Source organism: Peribacillus acanthi, assembly GCF_003073175.1.
GTDB classification, from domain to species: domain Bacteria; phylum Bacillota; class Bacilli; order Bacillales; family DSM-1321; genus Bacillus_BN; species Bacillus_BN acanthi.
Window position 1 is genome coordinate 21,522 of record NZ_QBBX01000019.1, and the last position, 17,230, is coordinate 38,751.

14 protein-coding genes are annotated in these 17,230 nt (G+C 36.4%); 3 read left to right on the forward strand and 11 right to left on the reverse strand.

Annotated features, from left to right (window positions below; genetic code table 11):
- Nucleotides 1–9: 9 nt before the first annotated feature.
- The 4 genes from DBX25_RS16720 to DBX25_RS16735 form a co-directional block, all read right to left on the reverse strand.
- A complete protein-coding gene (locus DBX25_RS16720) occupies nt 10–2,997 on the reverse strand; it encodes an ATP-binding protein (protein ID WP_108671921.1) in 2,988 nt (995 codons plus the stop codon).
- On the reverse strand, nt 2,994–4,214 hold the full coding sequence (locus DBX25_RS16725; RefSeq protein WP_157951004.1) for a metallophosphoesterase family protein: 1,221 nt from the start codon (nt 4,212–4,214) through the stop codon (nt 2,994–2,996). Before DBX25_RS16725 ends, DBX25_RS16720 begins: the two co-directional genes overlap by 4 nt.
- A gap of 119 nt (nt 4,215–4,333) precedes the next feature.
- Nucleotides 4,334–5,572, reverse strand: coding sequence for an ABC transporter permease (locus DBX25_RS16730; RefSeq protein WP_108671923.1), 1,239 nt, complete (start codon nt 5,570–5,572; stop codon nt 4,334–4,336).
- Nucleotides 5,565–6,464, reverse strand: coding sequence for an ABC transporter ATP-binding protein (locus DBX25_RS16735; RefSeq protein WP_108671924.1), 900 nt, complete (start codon nt 6,462–6,464; stop codon nt 5,565–5,567). The genes DBX25_RS16730 and DBX25_RS16735 overlap by 8 nt, the downstream gene beginning before the upstream one ends.
- A gap of 198 nt (nt 6,465–6,662) precedes the next feature.
- Here DBX25_RS16735 and DBX25_RS16740 point away from each other — a divergent pair, with 198 nt between their 5' ends.
- On the forward strand, nt 6,663–6,848 hold the full coding sequence (locus DBX25_RS16740) for a YhzD family protein (RefSeq protein ID WP_108671925.1): 186 nt from the start codon (nt 6,663–6,665) through the stop codon (nt 6,846–6,848).
- Nucleotides 6,849–6,910: 62 nt separating this feature from the next.
- On the opposite strand, the gene DBX25_RS16745 is transcribed toward DBX25_RS16740, so the two are convergent.
- The 7 genes from DBX25_RS16745 to DBX25_RS16775 all read right to left on the reverse strand — a co-directional run bounded on the left by DBX25_RS16745 (nt 6,911) and on the right by DBX25_RS16775 (nt 14,585).
- Complete coding sequence (locus tag DBX25_RS16745) at nt 6,911–7,690, reverse strand: enoyl-CoA hydratase (RefSeq protein ID WP_205685258.1); 780 nt, start codon at nt 7,688–7,690, stop codon at nt 6,911–6,913.
- A gap of 105 nt (nt 7,691–7,795) precedes the next feature.
- A complete protein-coding gene (locus tag DBX25_RS16750; RefSeq protein ID WP_108671927.1) occupies nt 7,796–9,385 on the reverse strand; it encodes an aminotransferase class V-fold PLP-dependent enzyme in 1,590 nt (529 codons plus the stop codon).
- The gene (locus DBX25_RS16755) at nt 9,369–9,950 is read right to left on the reverse strand and encodes a glycerol-3-phosphate acyltransferase (protein WP_108671928.1); all 582 of its coding nucleotides are present in this window, start codon (nt 9,948–9,950) and stop codon (nt 9,369–9,371) included. The genes DBX25_RS16750 and DBX25_RS16755 overlap by 17 nt, the downstream gene beginning before the upstream one ends.
- Nucleotides 9,951–10,356: 406 nt before the next feature.
- Complete coding sequence (locus tag DBX25_RS16760; RefSeq protein WP_108671929.1) at nt 10,357–11,871, reverse strand: coproporphyrinogen III oxidase; 1,515 nt, start codon at nt 11,869–11,871, stop codon at nt 10,357–10,359.
- A gap of 148 nt (nt 11,872–12,019) precedes the next feature.
- The gene (locus DBX25_RS16765; RefSeq protein ID WP_108671930.1) at nt 12,020–12,886 is read right to left on the reverse strand and encodes a Cof-type HAD-IIB family hydrolase; all 867 of its coding nucleotides are present in this window, start codon (nt 12,884–12,886) and stop codon (nt 12,020–12,022) included.
- Between the two features lie 153 nt (nt 12,887–13,039).
- Entirely contained in the window at nt 13,040–13,393 is a 354-nt protein-coding gene (locus DBX25_RS16770) for a YlbF/YmcA family competence regulator (protein WP_108671931.1), read from the reverse strand.
- A 58-nt stretch (nt 13,394–13,451) separates the two neighbouring features.
- A complete protein-coding gene (locus DBX25_RS16775) occupies nt 13,452–14,585 on the reverse strand; it encodes a DUF445 domain-containing protein (RefSeq protein WP_108671932.1) in 1,134 nt (377 codons plus the stop codon).
- Nucleotides 14,586–14,695: 110 nt separating this feature from the next.
- On the opposite strand from DBX25_RS16775, the gene DBX25_RS16780 reads away from it, so the two are divergent.
- The gene (locus DBX25_RS16780) at nt 14,696–16,057 is read left to right on the forward strand and encodes a YheC/YheD family endospore coat-associated protein (RefSeq protein WP_157951005.1); all 1,362 of its coding nucleotides are present in this window, start codon (nt 14,696–14,698) and stop codon (nt 16,055–16,057) included.
- Entirely contained in the window at nt 16,054–17,163 is a 1,110-nt protein-coding gene (locus DBX25_RS16785; protein ID WP_108671934.1) for a YheC/YheD family endospore coat-associated protein, read from the forward strand. Before DBX25_RS16780 ends, DBX25_RS16785 begins: the two co-directional genes overlap by 4 nt.
- Nucleotides 17,164–17,230 lie beyond the last annotated feature (67 nt).

Sequence of the window (17,230 nt, forward strand, 5' to 3'; positions counted from 1 at the left end):
GTTAACTTTTTAAAAAATTGATTCATACTTGTTTTGAAGTAGAATCACATGCTCTTTATTGAATTGATCGGCGACATGTTTATGACAAGTAAAAAATAAAATTTGATGCTTTCCTTTAAGTTTATGGAGTAATTCAATTGCCTTATTTGTTCGATTGTCATCAAAGTTTACAAAGCTATCATCAATAATGATAGGAAGACCTTCTATTTTACCGGTATGTTCTGCCAATGAGAATCGCAACGCCATATAGACTTGTTCACTTGTCCCTCGGCTTACTTCTGCAGCCTCAAACCAAACTCCATCTTTCCTTTGGAGGATCAATTGTTCATCATTGGAAGACCAGGAAAGCTTTAGATACTCCCCATTCGTCAAGATGTTTACATATCGTTCTGCAGTCAGCATGATTTTTGGCAACTTTTCATTTCTATAGTTTGCTATCGCTTGACTTAACATTTCTTTAGCAATCGCAAACTTGGCCCATTCTTTAGCCGAAGTCTGAAAAGATGATTTCTTATTAAGGAAATGGGTTATCGTTTGTTCATACGTCCCACCTTCCTCTAACACACTGATTTTATGCTTATGCTCTGATAAATTAGCGAGCAAATTATTTTGTTTACCCAACAACTTCTCTCGTTCATTTAACATGTGATCGTAGTCGTTTGTATGGATGCTTCTATGGCTTACCTGTTCTAACCAAGCTAGAAAATCTTTTGAAAGTCCTCTTAATGACTCTTGAAGAGGTGCTATCTTTTGTTGCAACTGCAGTTTTTCGTCATTAAGGCTGGCTAAAAGCCTAAAATGCTCTTCGTCATTACACAGAGCTAATTCATATAGTCCTGTTATCTCTTGATCGATTAAGGTGATTTCATTCTCTAAATACGTCTTCTGTTCACTTAATCGCTGTAGTTCCTTGATTAAATGGGTCCTATTAATCTTCTCTTCTTGACTAGTGGCTATGGCCTGTTTCAATGTGAACATTCCGTCTTGCCAATTTGTTACAGTCAACTCCAATGCCTTTGCATGAGTGAAAATTGCTTCTTTTACCTTTGAGATTTGTGTTTGGTATGTCAGAATTTTTTGATTGATTGTTTCCAGTTCCCTATACGTTATTTTTATTGTTTGAAGCGTTAGATAAATAGACTCTAATCTTAACTCTTCAAAACGACTAGGCAAACCCCACTGATTTAAAAGCTTAGTTTTCAAGATTTGAAGTTGTTCAAAATCTTTCTCCCATTTCTCAAACCGATCGACAATGTGGTTAAAAGTGTGCTCGTATTCTTGATTTCGGATGTTTTCTTCCTGTAGTCGTCTTTGAATTTCATTATCCTTAATAAGTAGCTCTTCCTCCGCCAAACTGCTTTGAATTGGGGATTGTTTATCAATTTGCTCCAATTGTTCACTTAACTGCTGTTTTTCCTTTATAAAATCCAATAAGCCAGAGTTTTTACGACTACCCCTTGTAGCTGATAATGAAATAAAAAGTAAAACCCCTAAAATAACAGCTAATATCCATTGATTCTCAATGAAGCAATATACCAATCCAGCACCACAAATTGTCGCAAGAATCGTTGAAACCAGGCGTTGATTTTTATAATCTTGTCCTTCTTGTTTTTTTGCATGGGAAATCTTTTTTTCTAAAGATTCTATCCGTTCTATAAGCCAATCTCTTTTCAATTGGTTCTGTCCAGCTTGACTAGATTCTTTCTTTCTTCTTTCCAACTGTTCACGCTTCTCTTTCGTTAACAAGTGAGAGGAAAGTTCCTGAATTTTCTTTTCGGATGCTTCTAATTTATCTTTTTCAAGCTGGAATTGCTGATCGAGATGCTTTTTTTCATTTTTCATTTTCTCAGATGCCAAATCTAGCTCGATTGATTGTTGCTTAACCCATTCACTCGTATCTAACTTGAGAATTTGTTCAGGATCCAAATCAAGATGTAAGTCGTGTAAGCATTCTGCAACGGTACTTTCATGTGTTTTTTGTTGTAATAACAATTCCCTCTCATGCATGCTCCAGTCATGGATAGAATTTGCATTTTCCAATACCAGTTGAATCTCTGCTTCCTGTTCTGGAGAAATCCTACATTCATTTTTTATTGTGTGTTCTAATTCTTCCATTCTAGAAGCCACCGTCAGCCGTTGAGCTACCAAAGGAATCCTAGTTTGGAGTAATTGCTCCAATCGATTTTTTCCATCTATAGGAAACGGAAAGTCCCCTATTTCTTCTAATCTTTTTTTCACACTATCATGCTCTTCTATGATAGGCTTGATACTCTTCCATTCAGCTAGGAACTGAAGCTCTTGATCAAGGTTCTTGATCATATTCTCCGTGTCAGCCAACTCACATTGAAGCCTGATATATTCTTCCTTTAGAAACAAATATTCACTTTGGGCTTCATCAGCCTTCCTAGTGATCTGGTGTAAAGCTTGTAATTCCTTGATGGCTTTATTGATAGGAGGATTTTTACCAGCAGGCTTATATCTTTGTTCCATTTCTTTTTGAAGTTCAGATTGTACCTGCAACAAACGATCGCTTCCTACAAGGCCAGCAGAAAGTAAATACTTGCCGATTTCACCTTTATTCATATTTCTCAGAGCACTAATACCGTCCAAATTAAAAGAAAAAACTGATTGAAACGTTGACTTGTCCATTCCTTGCAGTAATTCTGCAAGTGCTTCCTCATGTCCAATACGACCATCTGAAAAAGTGACCGTCACATCTCCTTTTGCTTTCCCTCTAATCCTTTCCACTGTAACTTCTCCATGCTGTTCCGAATGGATTGTCAATTTTCCTCCATATTTGGATTGGTTCCTAGGTTCATATCGATTCTCTGATTGCTGCTTTGTAGGAAATCCGAAAAGAATACTATGGATAAATGACATCAATGTTGATTTTCCCGCTTCATTTTTACCGTAAAATACTAATAAATCTGAGTTCAACGTAAAGCGAACATTTTCCATTTTCCCATATCCATATAGGTCAATCCCAATAATCCTCATTTCATTACTCCTCCCCTTGTCTGTATGAGCTGAAATAGGAGGGTTTCCGCTTCTTCCAACAATAAATGTTTTTCATCTTCCAATACGTCATCCAAATATTTTCGAGCAGTAACATGAGTAAATAATGGCTTTACGGCATTTATTATTAAATCCTCCTGCATAGATTGCTGCTTAATCACCTCGAATAATGAATTAGTGGACTTAATATGGGATGTATCGGGCATCAAAAAAATTAAAGAATAAGGCCAAACAAAGTCTTCTCGTTGTTCCTCTTCCTCTTGCAGGATTTCTAATAGCTCTGCCTCTCTAACTACTAGATCCTCAGGGAATGAGCTAGCTTTAATATGTAGTTCTGCCATAACAGCCCCACATTCTTTTCGTAAAGATTCCATTTGCTCACGACATGATTCTAATAAATCGTCAAAGCTTTTGATGTCTTTTTGCAAAGGTTCAGCTTTCTCCCAATAAACATCACAGGTAGGTATAAAGTTAATAGCTGATTTCCCATCTTCTAAGGTAACTAATACACATCCTTTTTCTCCTTGTTCCTTTCGATTCCTTCCTTGTGGATTTCCAGCATAGACGATAGGGGGGTCTACTGAAAGCTTTTCGTATTTATGTATATGACCTAATGCCCAATAGGAAAAATCCAAATCCATTAATTCTTGTATCGAAAAGGACAGATACGGACTATGGTCGTTATTACCTTCAACCGATCCATGTAGCATCCCAATATGATAATCTGCGCCGTCGAGTTTTGAATAATAAGTAATGGCACGGTCCATTACATGCCTTTTTGAATAGCTGAATCCATATATATGGACTGTGGTTCCATCTTCCTTTTCAAATACTTTTATATCCCTTTTATCTGGAAAAATATGAACATTCTCTGGAAATTCAATTTGTATCCAATTCCCACCTAAATGATCATGATTACCATGGATGATATACACTTGGATTCCATGGCTTTTTAGTTTTTCAAATTCTTTTCGAAGTTTGATTTGTGTTGATAGTATACGGTTTTCCCCATCATAAAGGTCACCGCTTATCAAAAGAAAATCTACTTTTTCCTTAATGGCAGAGAATACAATCCTTTGAAATGCAAGAAAAGGACTATTTTGTAATCTATTCATTATTGTCTCAGGAACATTTTGCAAACCTTTAAAGGGACTATCTAAATGCAGATCTGCTGCATGAACGAACTTAACATTCCCCAAGATTATCACCTCTCATTTGCATCATTTTACCACAAACAGAACATACTTTCTCTTTTAATCAGTGACTTTTTTATAACACCAAAAAGGGCACCCACTTTAGGGGTACCCTTTTAAACCAGTTATTTTAATTGCAATGCCCTCTTAATGTTTTTCCAGAAGTTTGCACTCTCGTACATCAACACTCCGCCTCGGTAAATACGTGCTCCTATTACAGCAAGAAACACGATGGTCAAAACAAGAATCCCGATACTTGTTGCAATTTCCCATAAAGGAACCTCCAACATCCCAATACGAAGGAACATGAGCATCGGTGCAAAGAAAGGAATGAACGATGTTACTTGGACAAAACCTGCTTCAGGATTATTCAATCCGAACATCGCCAACATAAAACCAACCACTACTAACATAATCATCGGCGTGATGGTAGGTTGAAGATCCTCCACTCTGCTTACTAACGATCCTAAGAATGCAGCTAATGTGGCATAAAGAAAATAACCTAATAAAGAGAAAACAAAGGCATAAACGATAGTAGTTAGCGAGGTTCCTCCGAATCCTAAGAAGGAGAAAATGCCACCCTCCATATTTTCAAGGTTCTTTTTGATGGAGGTGTATCCAACCAATAAAAACAAAGACATTTGAGTGATGCTTAAAAGTGCAATCCCTAAAATCTTAGCAAACATTTGTTGGATGGGAGGAACACTTGAGACTAAAATCTCCATAACACGAGATGTCTTTTCTTGCGCTACTTCTGCGGCAATCATATTGGCATACATGATGACGCCAAAATAAATTACAAACAATAGAATATAAACGAGACCTCTGGCTTGATTTAATTCTTCTTCTGTCTTTGCGCTATCCTGTAGTGCTTCTTTTTCAAATCCAGCAGGTTCATACAAAGATTGGACTTGTTCAGCCGAAAGATTTAACTTGCTAGTGACAAGCATGCTTTTCACTTGAGTTAAAGCAGCAGCAAGCTGTGTATTCATCATATTATCAGAAATCGAATTGGATTTATAAATCCCATTTGGCATCCCTTTTTCATCTTCTTGGATGACTAAATAACCTTTCACTTTTTCATCCTTTACAAGCTGCTTACCTTCGTCTTCAGAATCAATATCTTGAAGAGTAATATCTTCATTTTGAGCTGTAAATATTTTCGAAAACGGTTCTTTGAATTTATTACTTTCATCCAATATCGCAATGCTCTCTTGCTTATCTTTGTTAAACATATCAATGATCCGATTTAAGTTTGTAAACCCTAACACAATGACCAGCATGATTGCAGTAGAAATTAGAAAGGACTTTGCCTTCACTTTGGATAAGTATGTATGGGATAAGACTAGCCAAAATTTACTCAAGAGAAGCACCTACCTTTTCAATGAAAATATCATTTAAGGATGGTTCCTCTAATTCGAATTTGCGCACAAATCCTTTCGAAACTAATTCCTTTAATAAGTTTTCAGCTACATCCTCTCCAGTAATTTGCATATGTGCACCTTCTGTTGTTTTCTTGAATTTTGTTACTCCAGAGAAAGTTTCCAAATAGCTCATATCAAAATCTGCGTGAACGATTACATTCTTCTTACCAAAAGAACGCTTAATTTCCTTGAGTTTCCCATGTACGACCGGTTGACCTTTGTGCATAATACATAAATGCTCACACAATTCTTCCACATGTTCCATCCTATGACTGGAAAACACAATCGTCGTTCCTTGATTTTTTAACTCCAAAACTGCCTTTTTTAGCATCTCGACATTAACTGGATCTAAACCACTAAATGGTTCATCCAAAATTAAAAGCTTTGGCTTATGGATTACAGAAGCAATGAACTGGATTTTTTGTTGATTCCCTTTAGATAACTCTTCCACTTTTTTATTCTTATATTCTGGTACTTTGAAGCGCTCTAGCCAAACGTCCAGTTCTCTCATTGCATCCGATTTTTTCATTCCTCTTAATCTAGCTAAATATACGATTTGTTCTTGAACCTTTAATTTTGGATATAGACCACGTTCTTCTGGTAGATACCCAATAATTGAGCTTGTCGAATAATCGATTTTCTTCCCATTCCAGGTAATTTTACCTGCGGTAGGATCAAGCAATCCCAATATCATGCGAAAAGTAGTCGTTTTTCCAGCACCGTTTGCACCAAGGAATCCAAACATTTCACTTTCGGGTATTGAAAAATTTACTGCGTTAACCGCTGTAAAATCCCCAAACTTTTTTGTTACATTCTCAATTTGTAATGACACACAATCTCCCCCCTCAATCTCTATACGTATGACTCATTAAAAGGTTCTAAATTTCCAGAATATTTTTCCAGCAATTTCATCGTAATACGGTTCGAGACCTTTATCAACCATCAGTGCGATGTAACCGCTTTACAAGATGAATAATATTATGCAAAAATAGTAACAAGTATCAGAAAAATTAGAAAAGTAGGTGTTACTTTGAAAACTTATAAACTTACTGCATTTGATCCAACTGGAGAAAAATTGCTTGATGAATCGTTTCATGCTGAAAATGATCAACAAGCTAAGAGCTTAGGTGAACAGTTATTAAAAGAAAAAGATTTTCATGAAAAAACCCACCGCTGTACATCGCCTAGCGGGAAACTAATCTTATTTCATCGTTAACAAGAAAGAGCGGCTACAAGACCATCCTATATTACATGGTATTTGTAACCGCTCTTTTTTAATTATTTCCCCTGGAAGTTCGGGCGTCTTTTTTCAACGAAGGCTTTTATTCCTTCGGCATGGTCTTCGGTTTGTCTCATTTTAAGTTGACCGTGCTTTTCTAATTCAAGAATTTTTTGTAGTTGAGGACGACTCATGTCAGCTAAGATTTTTTTTGTCTTCACCATTGCCTGAATTGGACTATTCAACCATTGTTGGACTTTATCGCTTACTGATGATTCTAGATCTTGTGACACTTCGTGAATTAAGTTCTTCTCGAATGCCTCAACTGCATTCAAGACTTTTCCTTCCCAAATCAGTTCTTTTGCCTTTACTTCCCCTATTCTTCTTTCTAGGAAGAAATGAGAACCTCCATCTGGGATTAGGGCAATGCCAATAAAATTCATTGCAATCTTGGCATCTTCTGCAGCAATTGAATAATCGCATGCCAATGCAATACTTAATCCTAAACCTGCAGCTGCACCTTTAATAGCACATATCGTCAGTTTTGGCATGCTATAAAGTGTAAGTGCGACTTCACTTATACTATCCATAATTGCATAGAAATCATTCTCATCTGAAGATGTAAGCATCGTTTTAATGTCTCCACCTGAAGAAAACGCTTTCCCCTTACCTTTTAATAAAACGATATCAATTTCATCATCTATTGACAATGTACGTAGCTGCTTAGACAACTCTAACAGCATTTCTTTATTTAACGCATTTAGAGCTTCTGGTCGATTTAACTCTACATGAGCAACGCGACCTACCTTCTCTACTAAAACTGGTTTTGCGAGTGACATAGATTCTGTACTCAAACAAAGCCCTCCCTCAATTCATTCTTATATCATTATACCTTTTTGCAGGTTGAATAAAAATGAATTTTTTAAAAATTCAATATTTATTCATTAAATGAGTGAGGTTTCATATTGTAAGACCTGGTCCAGAATAGCTATCATTTTATTTACATCATTATCATCGAGTTCCCCGATGCAAGCAATTTGTATCCAGTTTTTTTGCTGAAGATAGGTACTTTCATAATGAAGCTGGTAACCTTGAAATTTTAGTAAATCACCAATCGTACGAGAAGAAATCATTGAAGGTAACTCAATCGTTATAATAACTGGTGAAGATGCCCTTTCTTCTGATAGTACTTTTAATTGGATCGATTCAATTGACCTTCTAATCTTTTTGTACCGATTTATTATTTTAAAGTACCTTTCTTCATTTATTCCTTTAAGCGCTACTAATAACGCATCTATCAGGTTAGATGAATGTGAGAAAGGAATACTATCGTTAGATTGATAGAAGCCTAAATCCAAATATTTAGGTAGTTTATAAGATTCTAAGATATGGTGATTATGAAAGACAAAAGAAAGTCCTGTATAAGCTCCAATGGCTTTGCCACTAACTCCAGAGGCTAAGTATATCCCCTCTAAATCTAACGGCACTGCCCCGATAGAACTGATACAATCTAGACAAAGCTTAAGATGATGTTTGTCTGTCACTCTTTTTAGCATATCAATATCATTTAAAGTTCCAGTGGACGTTTCAGAATGAACTGACCAGATCCATTCCATATCAGGTGATAATTGAGATTCTATTTCTTCTTTTGTAAAGGGGTGACCCCATTCTTTTACTAGTACATCATATGTTAGCCGCCACCTATCTGCCTGTTCTTGCAACCTTTGACCAAATTCACCATTTATTAATATGAGACCTTTTCCATCTAGGAGAGAAATTTGTCCACCTATCACGTCATTTGCTAATGTTCCAGTTCCCATTAATACTTGAACAAATTTTGAATTTGTCATTTTAGTAAGAGTATTTCTTGCTTCCTCTAACTTTACTTGAAAAGCTTTTGAGCGATGAGAGATTGAGATTTGTCCCATGGCATTAGAAACAGAATCTGAAACTGTCACAGGTCCAGGAAGAAAACTTACGTGACTTCTAGATAACTTGGCCGCTAGAATCCTTTCAAAGGTCCCTTTGTCTAAGTACATAGGTTGAAACTGTGCATCATCTGATCCTGTAAGAACGGAAAAAGGCTTAAAGCCAAGATGGTTATACAGTTTTGCTTCTCTGACTGTTCCAGATATTACGGCTACATCATACCCTTTTTGGAGACAATATGAGGATAGTAATTGAGCTAACCCTAAAAACACCCTCCCTTTTCTAAATTGCTTTTGAACGGATAGAAGCCTGATTTCACATAAACTCTCGAATTTTACTGGTAGGCTATCTTCAACTCGTCCAATTTTTTCATCTAATGAAAACGGCCGTTTATTACGTACAGCAATCATGCCTATCACTTTTTTATTCTTGATACAGATCAAGTATGTATTTTCATGATGAAACCGATCCACTAGAATTCCCACATGATTTCTTTGATGCTGAGGAATTTCTTCAACGAATGTCTCATAATTGAGTCTATGTATCTGATTAAATTCATGTTCATGATTGGCTATCTTAAAGATATAATCATGAATATCTTTCATCGCGCTTCATCCTTTCGAAAATGTCTTTTGAATGCGCTATAATAATTATAATGACCATCCCAAATACAAGGAATGCATGATCATGTGTATTCTCGTAAAAATAGAAGTATAAAGGAATCATTAATAATGAACCAAGACCTGCAATTGTAAAACTTTTTGTAAAGGGATACATGATAAGAAACGCCCCTATGATTACCACCGCTACCAACGGATTGAAAGCCAGCATCCCTCCAATGAATGTCGAGACCCCTTTTCCCCCATTGAAACGTAAAACGACCGGTAATATATGTCCAATCACGGCGAGTTCTAATCCTACAAGCTGCACACCTGGGGAGTAGTCTAAAGATTGTCCTAAGTAAATGACAAGCGCACCTTTAAGGGCATCACCTAAAAAGGTTATCACAAAGAATTTCTTCCCAAACAACCTCCCCGCATTTCTAGCCCCTACATTACCTGATCCCAAATCACGAATATCTTTATTCTGGCTTAATTTAACAATGGTATATCCGGTCATGAGATTCCCAATAAAATAACAGAGAATAAAATATAAATATACATTCATCATATTCACAGCCTTTTTTCTGACAAGCTCTCTTTATTATACAAATTATGGGGAGATTCTTGAAATATGCCTTTTCGTTGTAATTCTGCTTGGTTTTGAGGAAGGGTTTTTTTGAGATACCCCTTTTAGATTCAATATTCAGAAGTTTATCTCTAACTTTTTTTGTTTTAATCCCAACTTCGAGGAGTTTAAGCTCAACTTTAACGATTTAACGCCCAACTTTTGCAACATTACGCCCAACTTGTCGAATGGGACCCTAGTATTTGTAAACTTTGATAGGCAAAATGTTCGCTGGCAAAAGCCTTGTTGAAAATTGGTCACGACGCCGAATCACCTCATTATTACCAATTTCTTAAAGTAAAATAAAAACCAGACTCCGTAACAATCGCGAAGTCTGGTTTGTCTTAATTTATTGTTTTGTAGGTGCTATTGCGAATAATTCATTTAAAATGGCTATCTTTTCATCTGTATACTTTTGGAAGCTATCATTGTAGGACTTAGGGTCCTTTGGGTTAGCAAAATGCGTAATTTTCCCTGTAACCGGATGAACGAACTTACTCGATGCTCCACACCCCAAACCTATGATTGACTGCTGTTCCTCCATAATCATGATATTATAGATGCTTTCTTGGCCTGGGAAGGAATAACCAACGTTTTCTAAGTTTCCAAGGATGTTCTTTTGACGGTACAAGTAATATGGGACATAGCCGTTCTCCTTCGTCCATTCCTCCGCCATACTCATCATAGTCTCCACTTCTTCACGTGGGGCGACCTTGTACTTTTCTTTATTCTTCGTCATCTCAGAAGCTCGTTTAAATGAAAGTGTGTGAACTGTCAACGACTCAGGTAGCAGTTTTTTCGATTCATCTAATGAATGCTGAAACTCCTTTACTCCCTCACCTGGCAATCCAATGATAAGATCCATGTTGATATTATTCATACCCATGCTTCTAGCAAGATGATACTTTTCAATCGTTTCATCGACAGTATGGTGTCGCCCGATTGCTTTCAATGTCTCTTGTGTATAGGATTGCGGATTAACACTAATTCGGTCAATTTTCCACTTCTTCAACACTTCTAGCTTTTCAGGGGTAATGGTGTCTGGACGCCCTGCTTCTACAGTGATTTCACGAATCTTCTCCACTTCAGGAAATGATTGATACATTTCTTCATAAAGCATGTCCATTTCTTCTGCTGTGATGGAAGTTGGGGTACCTCCACCATAATAGACAGTCGTAATCTTAATATTATTTTCCTTTAACCATTTACCCATTTCTCGAATTTCATAATGGAGGCCACCAAGGAATGAGTCCACTGATCCTTGACGCCCATTAATGGCATAAGCTGGGAATGTACAATACGCACACTTGGTTGGACAAAAAGGAATTCCAATATAGATGCTGACTTCTTTTTGCAATTGATATAAATCTGGAACAATAGCTAATTGACGATCTATAATCCGTTGCATTAAATCGACTTTTTCTTCTGAAATCATATACTCATCTTGCAATCTTTTATGAGCGTCTTCTGGCTTTTCGCCAGCTTGTAACGCCTTATGAAGCAGCTTTGTCGGGCGAACTCCAGTTAGAATTCCCCATTTTTGCTTCATGCCTGTCATGTCTTGAAGCACATTTAAATAGGCATACGAAACCGCTTTTTTAAGTTGCTTAAAATTCTCTTTTTCGTTTTCTGTTACATTCCATTCCTTTTCATAACGATATGTGGATGTAAGTAATGTTTCCTTATTAAAAAGCTCTGCTTCCACTAGGATTCTATTATCTGTATGAAGCTTCATAGTCACCATGACATCAGCTTCTTCATTTGGAATAAAATCGACCTCTGACTCTTCAAAAAACAAATTAGTGATTAATTGAAGTGGTCGATGGAATCGCTCATCATTTAGACCATGAATCTCTATATGCACGCAATATCACCTGTTCTATGTTAATTTTCTAAGTTTATTCGTAAAAATAGACTTCTATTAGTGTACATAATGTATATTTCATGGTCAATATAATGGAAAAAGTTATTAATTAAAAAAGAGCCCTCCAACATCATTGAAGGGCTCTGCACTATTTCAACAAATTCATTCTAGAAAGGAATTCAATCGGATGCTGTTTGCGGAAGAATTCCTTCAGCATATAAGCAACTCCATTTTCATCATTCGTACGGGTTATCCAATCTGCAGCCTTTTTCACTTCTGGATGAGCATTGGCCATAGCCACTCCAAGTCCAGATCCCATAATCATATCCAAATCGTCAAGACTGTCGCCAATCGAAACGATCTCAGATTTTTTAACATTAAGATGTTCCGCTAGATATAATAAACCCTTCCATTTTGAAACTCCTTGGGCAACTACGCTTATTTTTGACTCACTACATTGAATAGCCTTAACTTCTGGGAACAATTTCTTTAAGATTTCTTTGGAATCCCGCATATCTTTATCAGAGTTGAAAATGAGGTCAATTTTTGAAGGAGTACCAGGATTCTCTTGTAAATACTCACAAAGGTCATCGGCATAATGATGAGCGTATACGCTTGATTCATTGTCGTACAACACGGTTTTTCCGACGATATTTTCTGGTAAATTTACACGATTACCCACCAGATGATTTTCATGGTGAAGCTGAATTTGACAATCTAACTTATCAATCACCTTCACAATTTCCAGTGATAATTCTTCGGAAAGCTGTTTTACAAAAAGTGGCTTTTCTATGGAAGTACCGACAAACGCACCTTGAAGAGCCACTAACCTAGGATTAATTTTCAAAGACTTCGCAATCTTTTTCGCATAGAGATAATTCTTAGAAGTAACCAAGGCTACATGGACACCTTTGTCATGAACATAGGTAATCGCTTCTTTAGTCACTTTATTTAATCGCCCATTAGATTGGACTAGAGTACCGTCAATATTTACAGCAAGCAGTTTATATACCATGGTGATCTCCCCTATCTGAAGTGTCCTATTCCATTTTTATGAAAGGTGAAAAAAGCATAGAACATATAGAAGGAGATAATATTTATTTTTATGTTTACTAGGTAAAAAAAAAACACAAATCTCTTTCAAGGAGACTTGTGTCTTTTCACTTAGTTATTGTTGCATTGGGCCGTATAGTTCTTCAAGTGGCTTCATGATGATTTTATTCATTTCGGCGATCAACATGCTCATGCGTTGTTCTGATTCCATCAACTTTGAGATAGCAGGATGTTGTTGGACAAGGGCTACCAGCTTTTGAGCCTGTTCAATTTCTTCAGGTGTGATTTCTTGACCCATCATTTGTTTTTGTTGCAAATTCATCTGAATGTTACGGAAGTTTTCGAACATTTTGCTTGCAGACGCATCCGCATTCACTTGATCGTAAAGAGCTTTCAGTTCTGTAAATTCCTTACTTTGTCTTATCGCACGTTCCATTTCATATGCTACATCATATAAGTTTACACTCATGATTATCTCCTCCTTCATATTCTCTCACTATACCAAACCTTTTGGTAAGAATCACACTTTAAAACATAATCACTACGATTCCTTGTACCAAACCAATTAGCCCTCCAAGTAAGGCACCTAAATAAGTAATCATTTTAAGTTCACTACTGGTAATGGACAGGACCAAAGCTTCAACTCGTTCAACCGAAAACGATTCAACTTGTTTTTGGACAATTTCTTGTAGTTGAAGCTTCTCCATAAGACTTGCTACATTATCTAACACGTATGAAATCACCATATTCATGATGGAAGGAACAAAGCGATTCACAATGGTTTCCTCATACTGTCCTAGAAGATTGGATAAGGGGATGTTTAAATACTCACGGACTGGAACCATCCCACTCAATCCCTTCCCTAAAGCGGATTGAATCTCTTTCTCTCCAACAAGCTCGACTACTTTATGTAGTTCCCACTCTTTCACTTTATTCCATTCTTTCATGATTAATTCAGTTAATAAGTGTTCAGTACGGGATTGGTTGAGAAACTTGATAATTTCTGGTTGAATTTTATCAACTAATTTCACATTACCGATAAACATTTGAATCATATTCCAAAGCATCCCTTTATCTCGAAAGAAATCATCCAACATAGCTTCCAATCTTTGCTTCCCTTCGGTGCTGGAAAAATACTCCTTAGCCCTTAGAGTAATGAAGCTTGAAAGTCTTGGGACATTTTCTTCAAGCCGAATTAGCAATTCTTGAGGAAGTAGCTCTTGAATTTCATTCTGCTCTTTTAATTTGATCCATGTCGTAAATTTTCCTATAACAAACGATTGAATCTTATCTTCAATTTGGATGCTAGGATTTTCCATCCCGAGCCTTTCTAGCAATTGATTGAGTGTAGTATCATTCTTGATCCATTTTTTTACCTCTTGTCCCACCCATAGATTCATGTCTTTTCTAAATGGTTCATGAATAAACTTTTCTTGAATACCCTCTGGAGTCAACAAATGATCCACAACCATTTTTCCAAGCTGGGTGGCCAACTCATCCCTTCTCTTTGGAATAAGTCCTGGTGTGAATGGAACTCTTTTTCCAAATACGTAGACAGGATTGTATGGTCTAAATAGCATTTTGATTGCTAAAGAATTAGTAAATCCGCCAATGATCGCTCCAATGATGATCATAAAGAGAATTGTATATATGTATTCCATTAAAAGGCTCCTTTAGTAGAACAAATCTATTTCCTATTATAAAAGCAGTATTGAATCTTAGCAAACTTACAGCAGCATGCCGAATTCTCACCTGTTGGGAAGTGATGATAATGAAACAGAAAGCCATGATGAAAATAAGGCAATCGAAAGATTTGTTTTTGACCATCCCACATGGAATCACGACATCTAATATAATACCTAACAAAGCATGTTTTGGGGGAAGAACTATGGAAGTGAACATTTCCTTTCATCCTTCTTCTGAAATTATCATTTCTTCCACCTTAGCAAAAGTATTTGGGATTCCACTTTACCCTTATGAAATTCATGTATTCAGCATTGGTAATACCGTTTACATTGGGCCGTTGATTGGTATTTTCACAACAGATACCGACTTTTTACACAATCGTGATGAAAAAAGAAATCGATTATACTTTGCCAGAATTCTATTGGCTGCAAGAAAATCTGGATGCATTGCATTCCTATTTGATTCCTCAAGCATCGATTGGGAAAAGAAATTAATTAAAGGCTACTCATTTGACCGTAAACAATTCTTTCCCTCTTCTTTTCCTTTTCCAAATGTCGTCTATGACCGTGTACAAAGTAGACGTGACGAAGAAAAGCAATCCTTATTAGTGGTAAAAAGAAGATTTCAAGATGAACTTGCTATTCCTTGGTATAATCCAGGCTTCTTCAACAAACTGGATGTTCATCATTGTCTATTGGATTTAGAAGAGACATCCCCTTTTTTACCTGAAACCTACCCATTACAATCCTATTCTCAGATAGAATACCTTCTTTCGAAATTCGGTAAAGCCATTATTAAACCAATAAACGGGAGCTTAGGTTCAAATATTTTCTTGCTTATGTATGATCGTAAAAACAACTATTACTATTGTAGATACAGAAATCAAAAAGGAGAAAACAAGCTTCAACGATTTCCAACCATTGAAAGTCTAGTTGATCAAGTAATTGGTATGGGTGCCTTCGAAGATAAAATTGTTCAACAAGGGATCGGCCTCATAACGTTTGAAGGCAGGAAACTCGATTTTAGGGTTCATACTAATAAAAATCAAAAAGGAGAATGGGTAGTTTCTATTATCGCAGTCAAAGTATCCGGTCATGGTTGTGTAACAACTCATGTTCATTCAGGGGGAGAAGTAAGGACTATTGAGGAAACTTTCCCACACTCTGAGCAGATAAAAATCGTTTCCTCTTTATCTCATGCAGCATTAGCTTTGAGTCGGGGGCTTGAACAATCCATGCAGGGTATAATCGCTGAAATAGGATTTGATTTTGGAATGGATAAAGACGGGAATGTATGGATGTTTGAAGCCAATTCAAAACCTGGGGAAATTATATTCCATCACCCCAAATTAACACAGAAATTAAATGTACCCGTTCAGTATTGTTTTGATTATGGAATTTTCTTGTCTGAAAAGATTTTCATTAGAAATGGGGAGGGTCTGTCATGAGGAAACAGAAATCGATTCAAGCTATCAAAAATCCCTCTCCCCTGATTAAGCCACCTACTTCATATTTAGATCATGATGATTTCCTTCCAACAGTCGGGATTTTCACTTGCCCAAGCAATATTAATCAAGGTGCTGTACCTTTTGCAGGTAACCATGGTTTTTTCTCTGAAATTTTTCAGTTTCTAAGGAAACAGGGGATGATTTGTTATGTGTTCCTAGCTGATGGAATTCATGAAAATGGCATTAAAGGATATTATTACTCAGATAATCGTTGGAACAAGTCTAATTTCCCTTTTCCTAATGTAATTTATAACCGAGTCCCATCTAGAAATTATGAAAAATCTAATGAATTTAGTGAAGTAGTCACCTTTTGTAGAGAGAGGGATATTCCCTTCTTTAATCCTAGGTTTGTTGATAAATATGAAATGAATGAGCTTTTAATTGACACACCCATATTGACACCTTATTTGCCACAAACTTTGCTCTATACAAATGAACAAGACTTACTTGAAAGCTTGAAGAAATGGGGGAAAATTTACGTTAAGCCCGTATCCGGAAAAAGGGGTGAAGGCATTTTCACTCTGGAAGAATCAAAGAATGGCATTCTCTATCAAGATTATAAAAAGATCAGAACATATCTATCCATCGAACAATTTATAACCAATTCTGACTTCTTAACCTCTCGAGGTTATATTCTTCAAAAAGCAATAGAGCCGAAAACATTAAGAGGAAACCGATATGATTATCGAGTACTTGTACATTCGAGGTCTTCAGACGGATTTAAGGTTAGTGCGGTCTCCGTTCGGATGGCTATGGAACAACAGCTCACCACCCATAATCATTTAGGAGGGAAAGCTATTTCGTATAATCGTGTAAAGAATTCTGATCTAGAATATCAGTTCAATGTCATTGCTTCTGAAATTGGAAGACAGCTTTCACAACGAATAGGCTTTTTTGGGGAATTCACCATCGATGTAGGAGAGGACGAAAAAGATCAACTGCATATATTTGAAGTGAACGTCAAACCTATGCAATTTACTGAACGAAGCATTGAAAGAATAAGATATGAACAGTTAAGCATACTATTTAAATCACTTTCAAAATAATATTAGGGAAATCCTCCCTAATATTATTTGTGGCTTAACTACAATCTCTTTCTTTCAAAAATAAAAA

Excerpts from the sequence above, each read along its gene's own strand:
- DBX25_RS16720 (WP_108671921.1), bottom strand. The coding sequence starts at position 2,997 with ATGAGGATTATTGGGATTGACCTATATGGATATGGGAAAATGGAAAAT.
- DBX25_RS16745 (WP_205685258.1), bottom strand. The coding sequence starts at position 7,690 with ATGTCACTCGCAAAACCAGTTTTAGTAGAGAAGGTAGGTCGCGTTGCT.
- DBX25_RS16750 (WP_108671927.1), bottom strand. The coding sequence starts at position 9,385 with ATGAAAGATATTCATGATTATATCTTTAAGATAGCCAATCATGAACAT.
- DBX25_RS16755 (WP_108671928.1), bottom strand. The coding sequence starts at position 9,950 with ATGATGAATGTATATTTATATTTTATTCTCTGTTATTTTATTGGGAAT.
- DBX25_RS16765 (WP_108671930.1), bottom strand. The coding sequence starts at position 12,886 with ATGGTATATAAACTGCTTGCTGTAAATATTGACGGTACTCTAGTCCAA.
- DBX25_RS16770 (WP_108671931.1), bottom strand. The coding sequence starts at position 13,393 with ATGAGTGTAAACTTATATGATGTAGCATATGAAATGGAACGTGCGATA.
- DBX25_RS16775 (WP_108671932.1), bottom strand. The coding sequence starts at position 14,585 with ATGGAATACATATATACAATTCTCTTTATGATCATCATTGGAGCGATC.
- DBX25_RS16780 (WP_157951005.1), top strand. The coding sequence starts at position 14,696 with ATGAAACAGAAAGCCATGATGAAAATAAGGCAATCGAAAGATTTGTTT.
- DBX25_RS16785 (WP_108671934.1), top strand. The coding sequence starts at position 16,054 with ATGAGGAAACAGAAATCGATTCAAGCTATCAAAAATCCCTCTCCCCTG.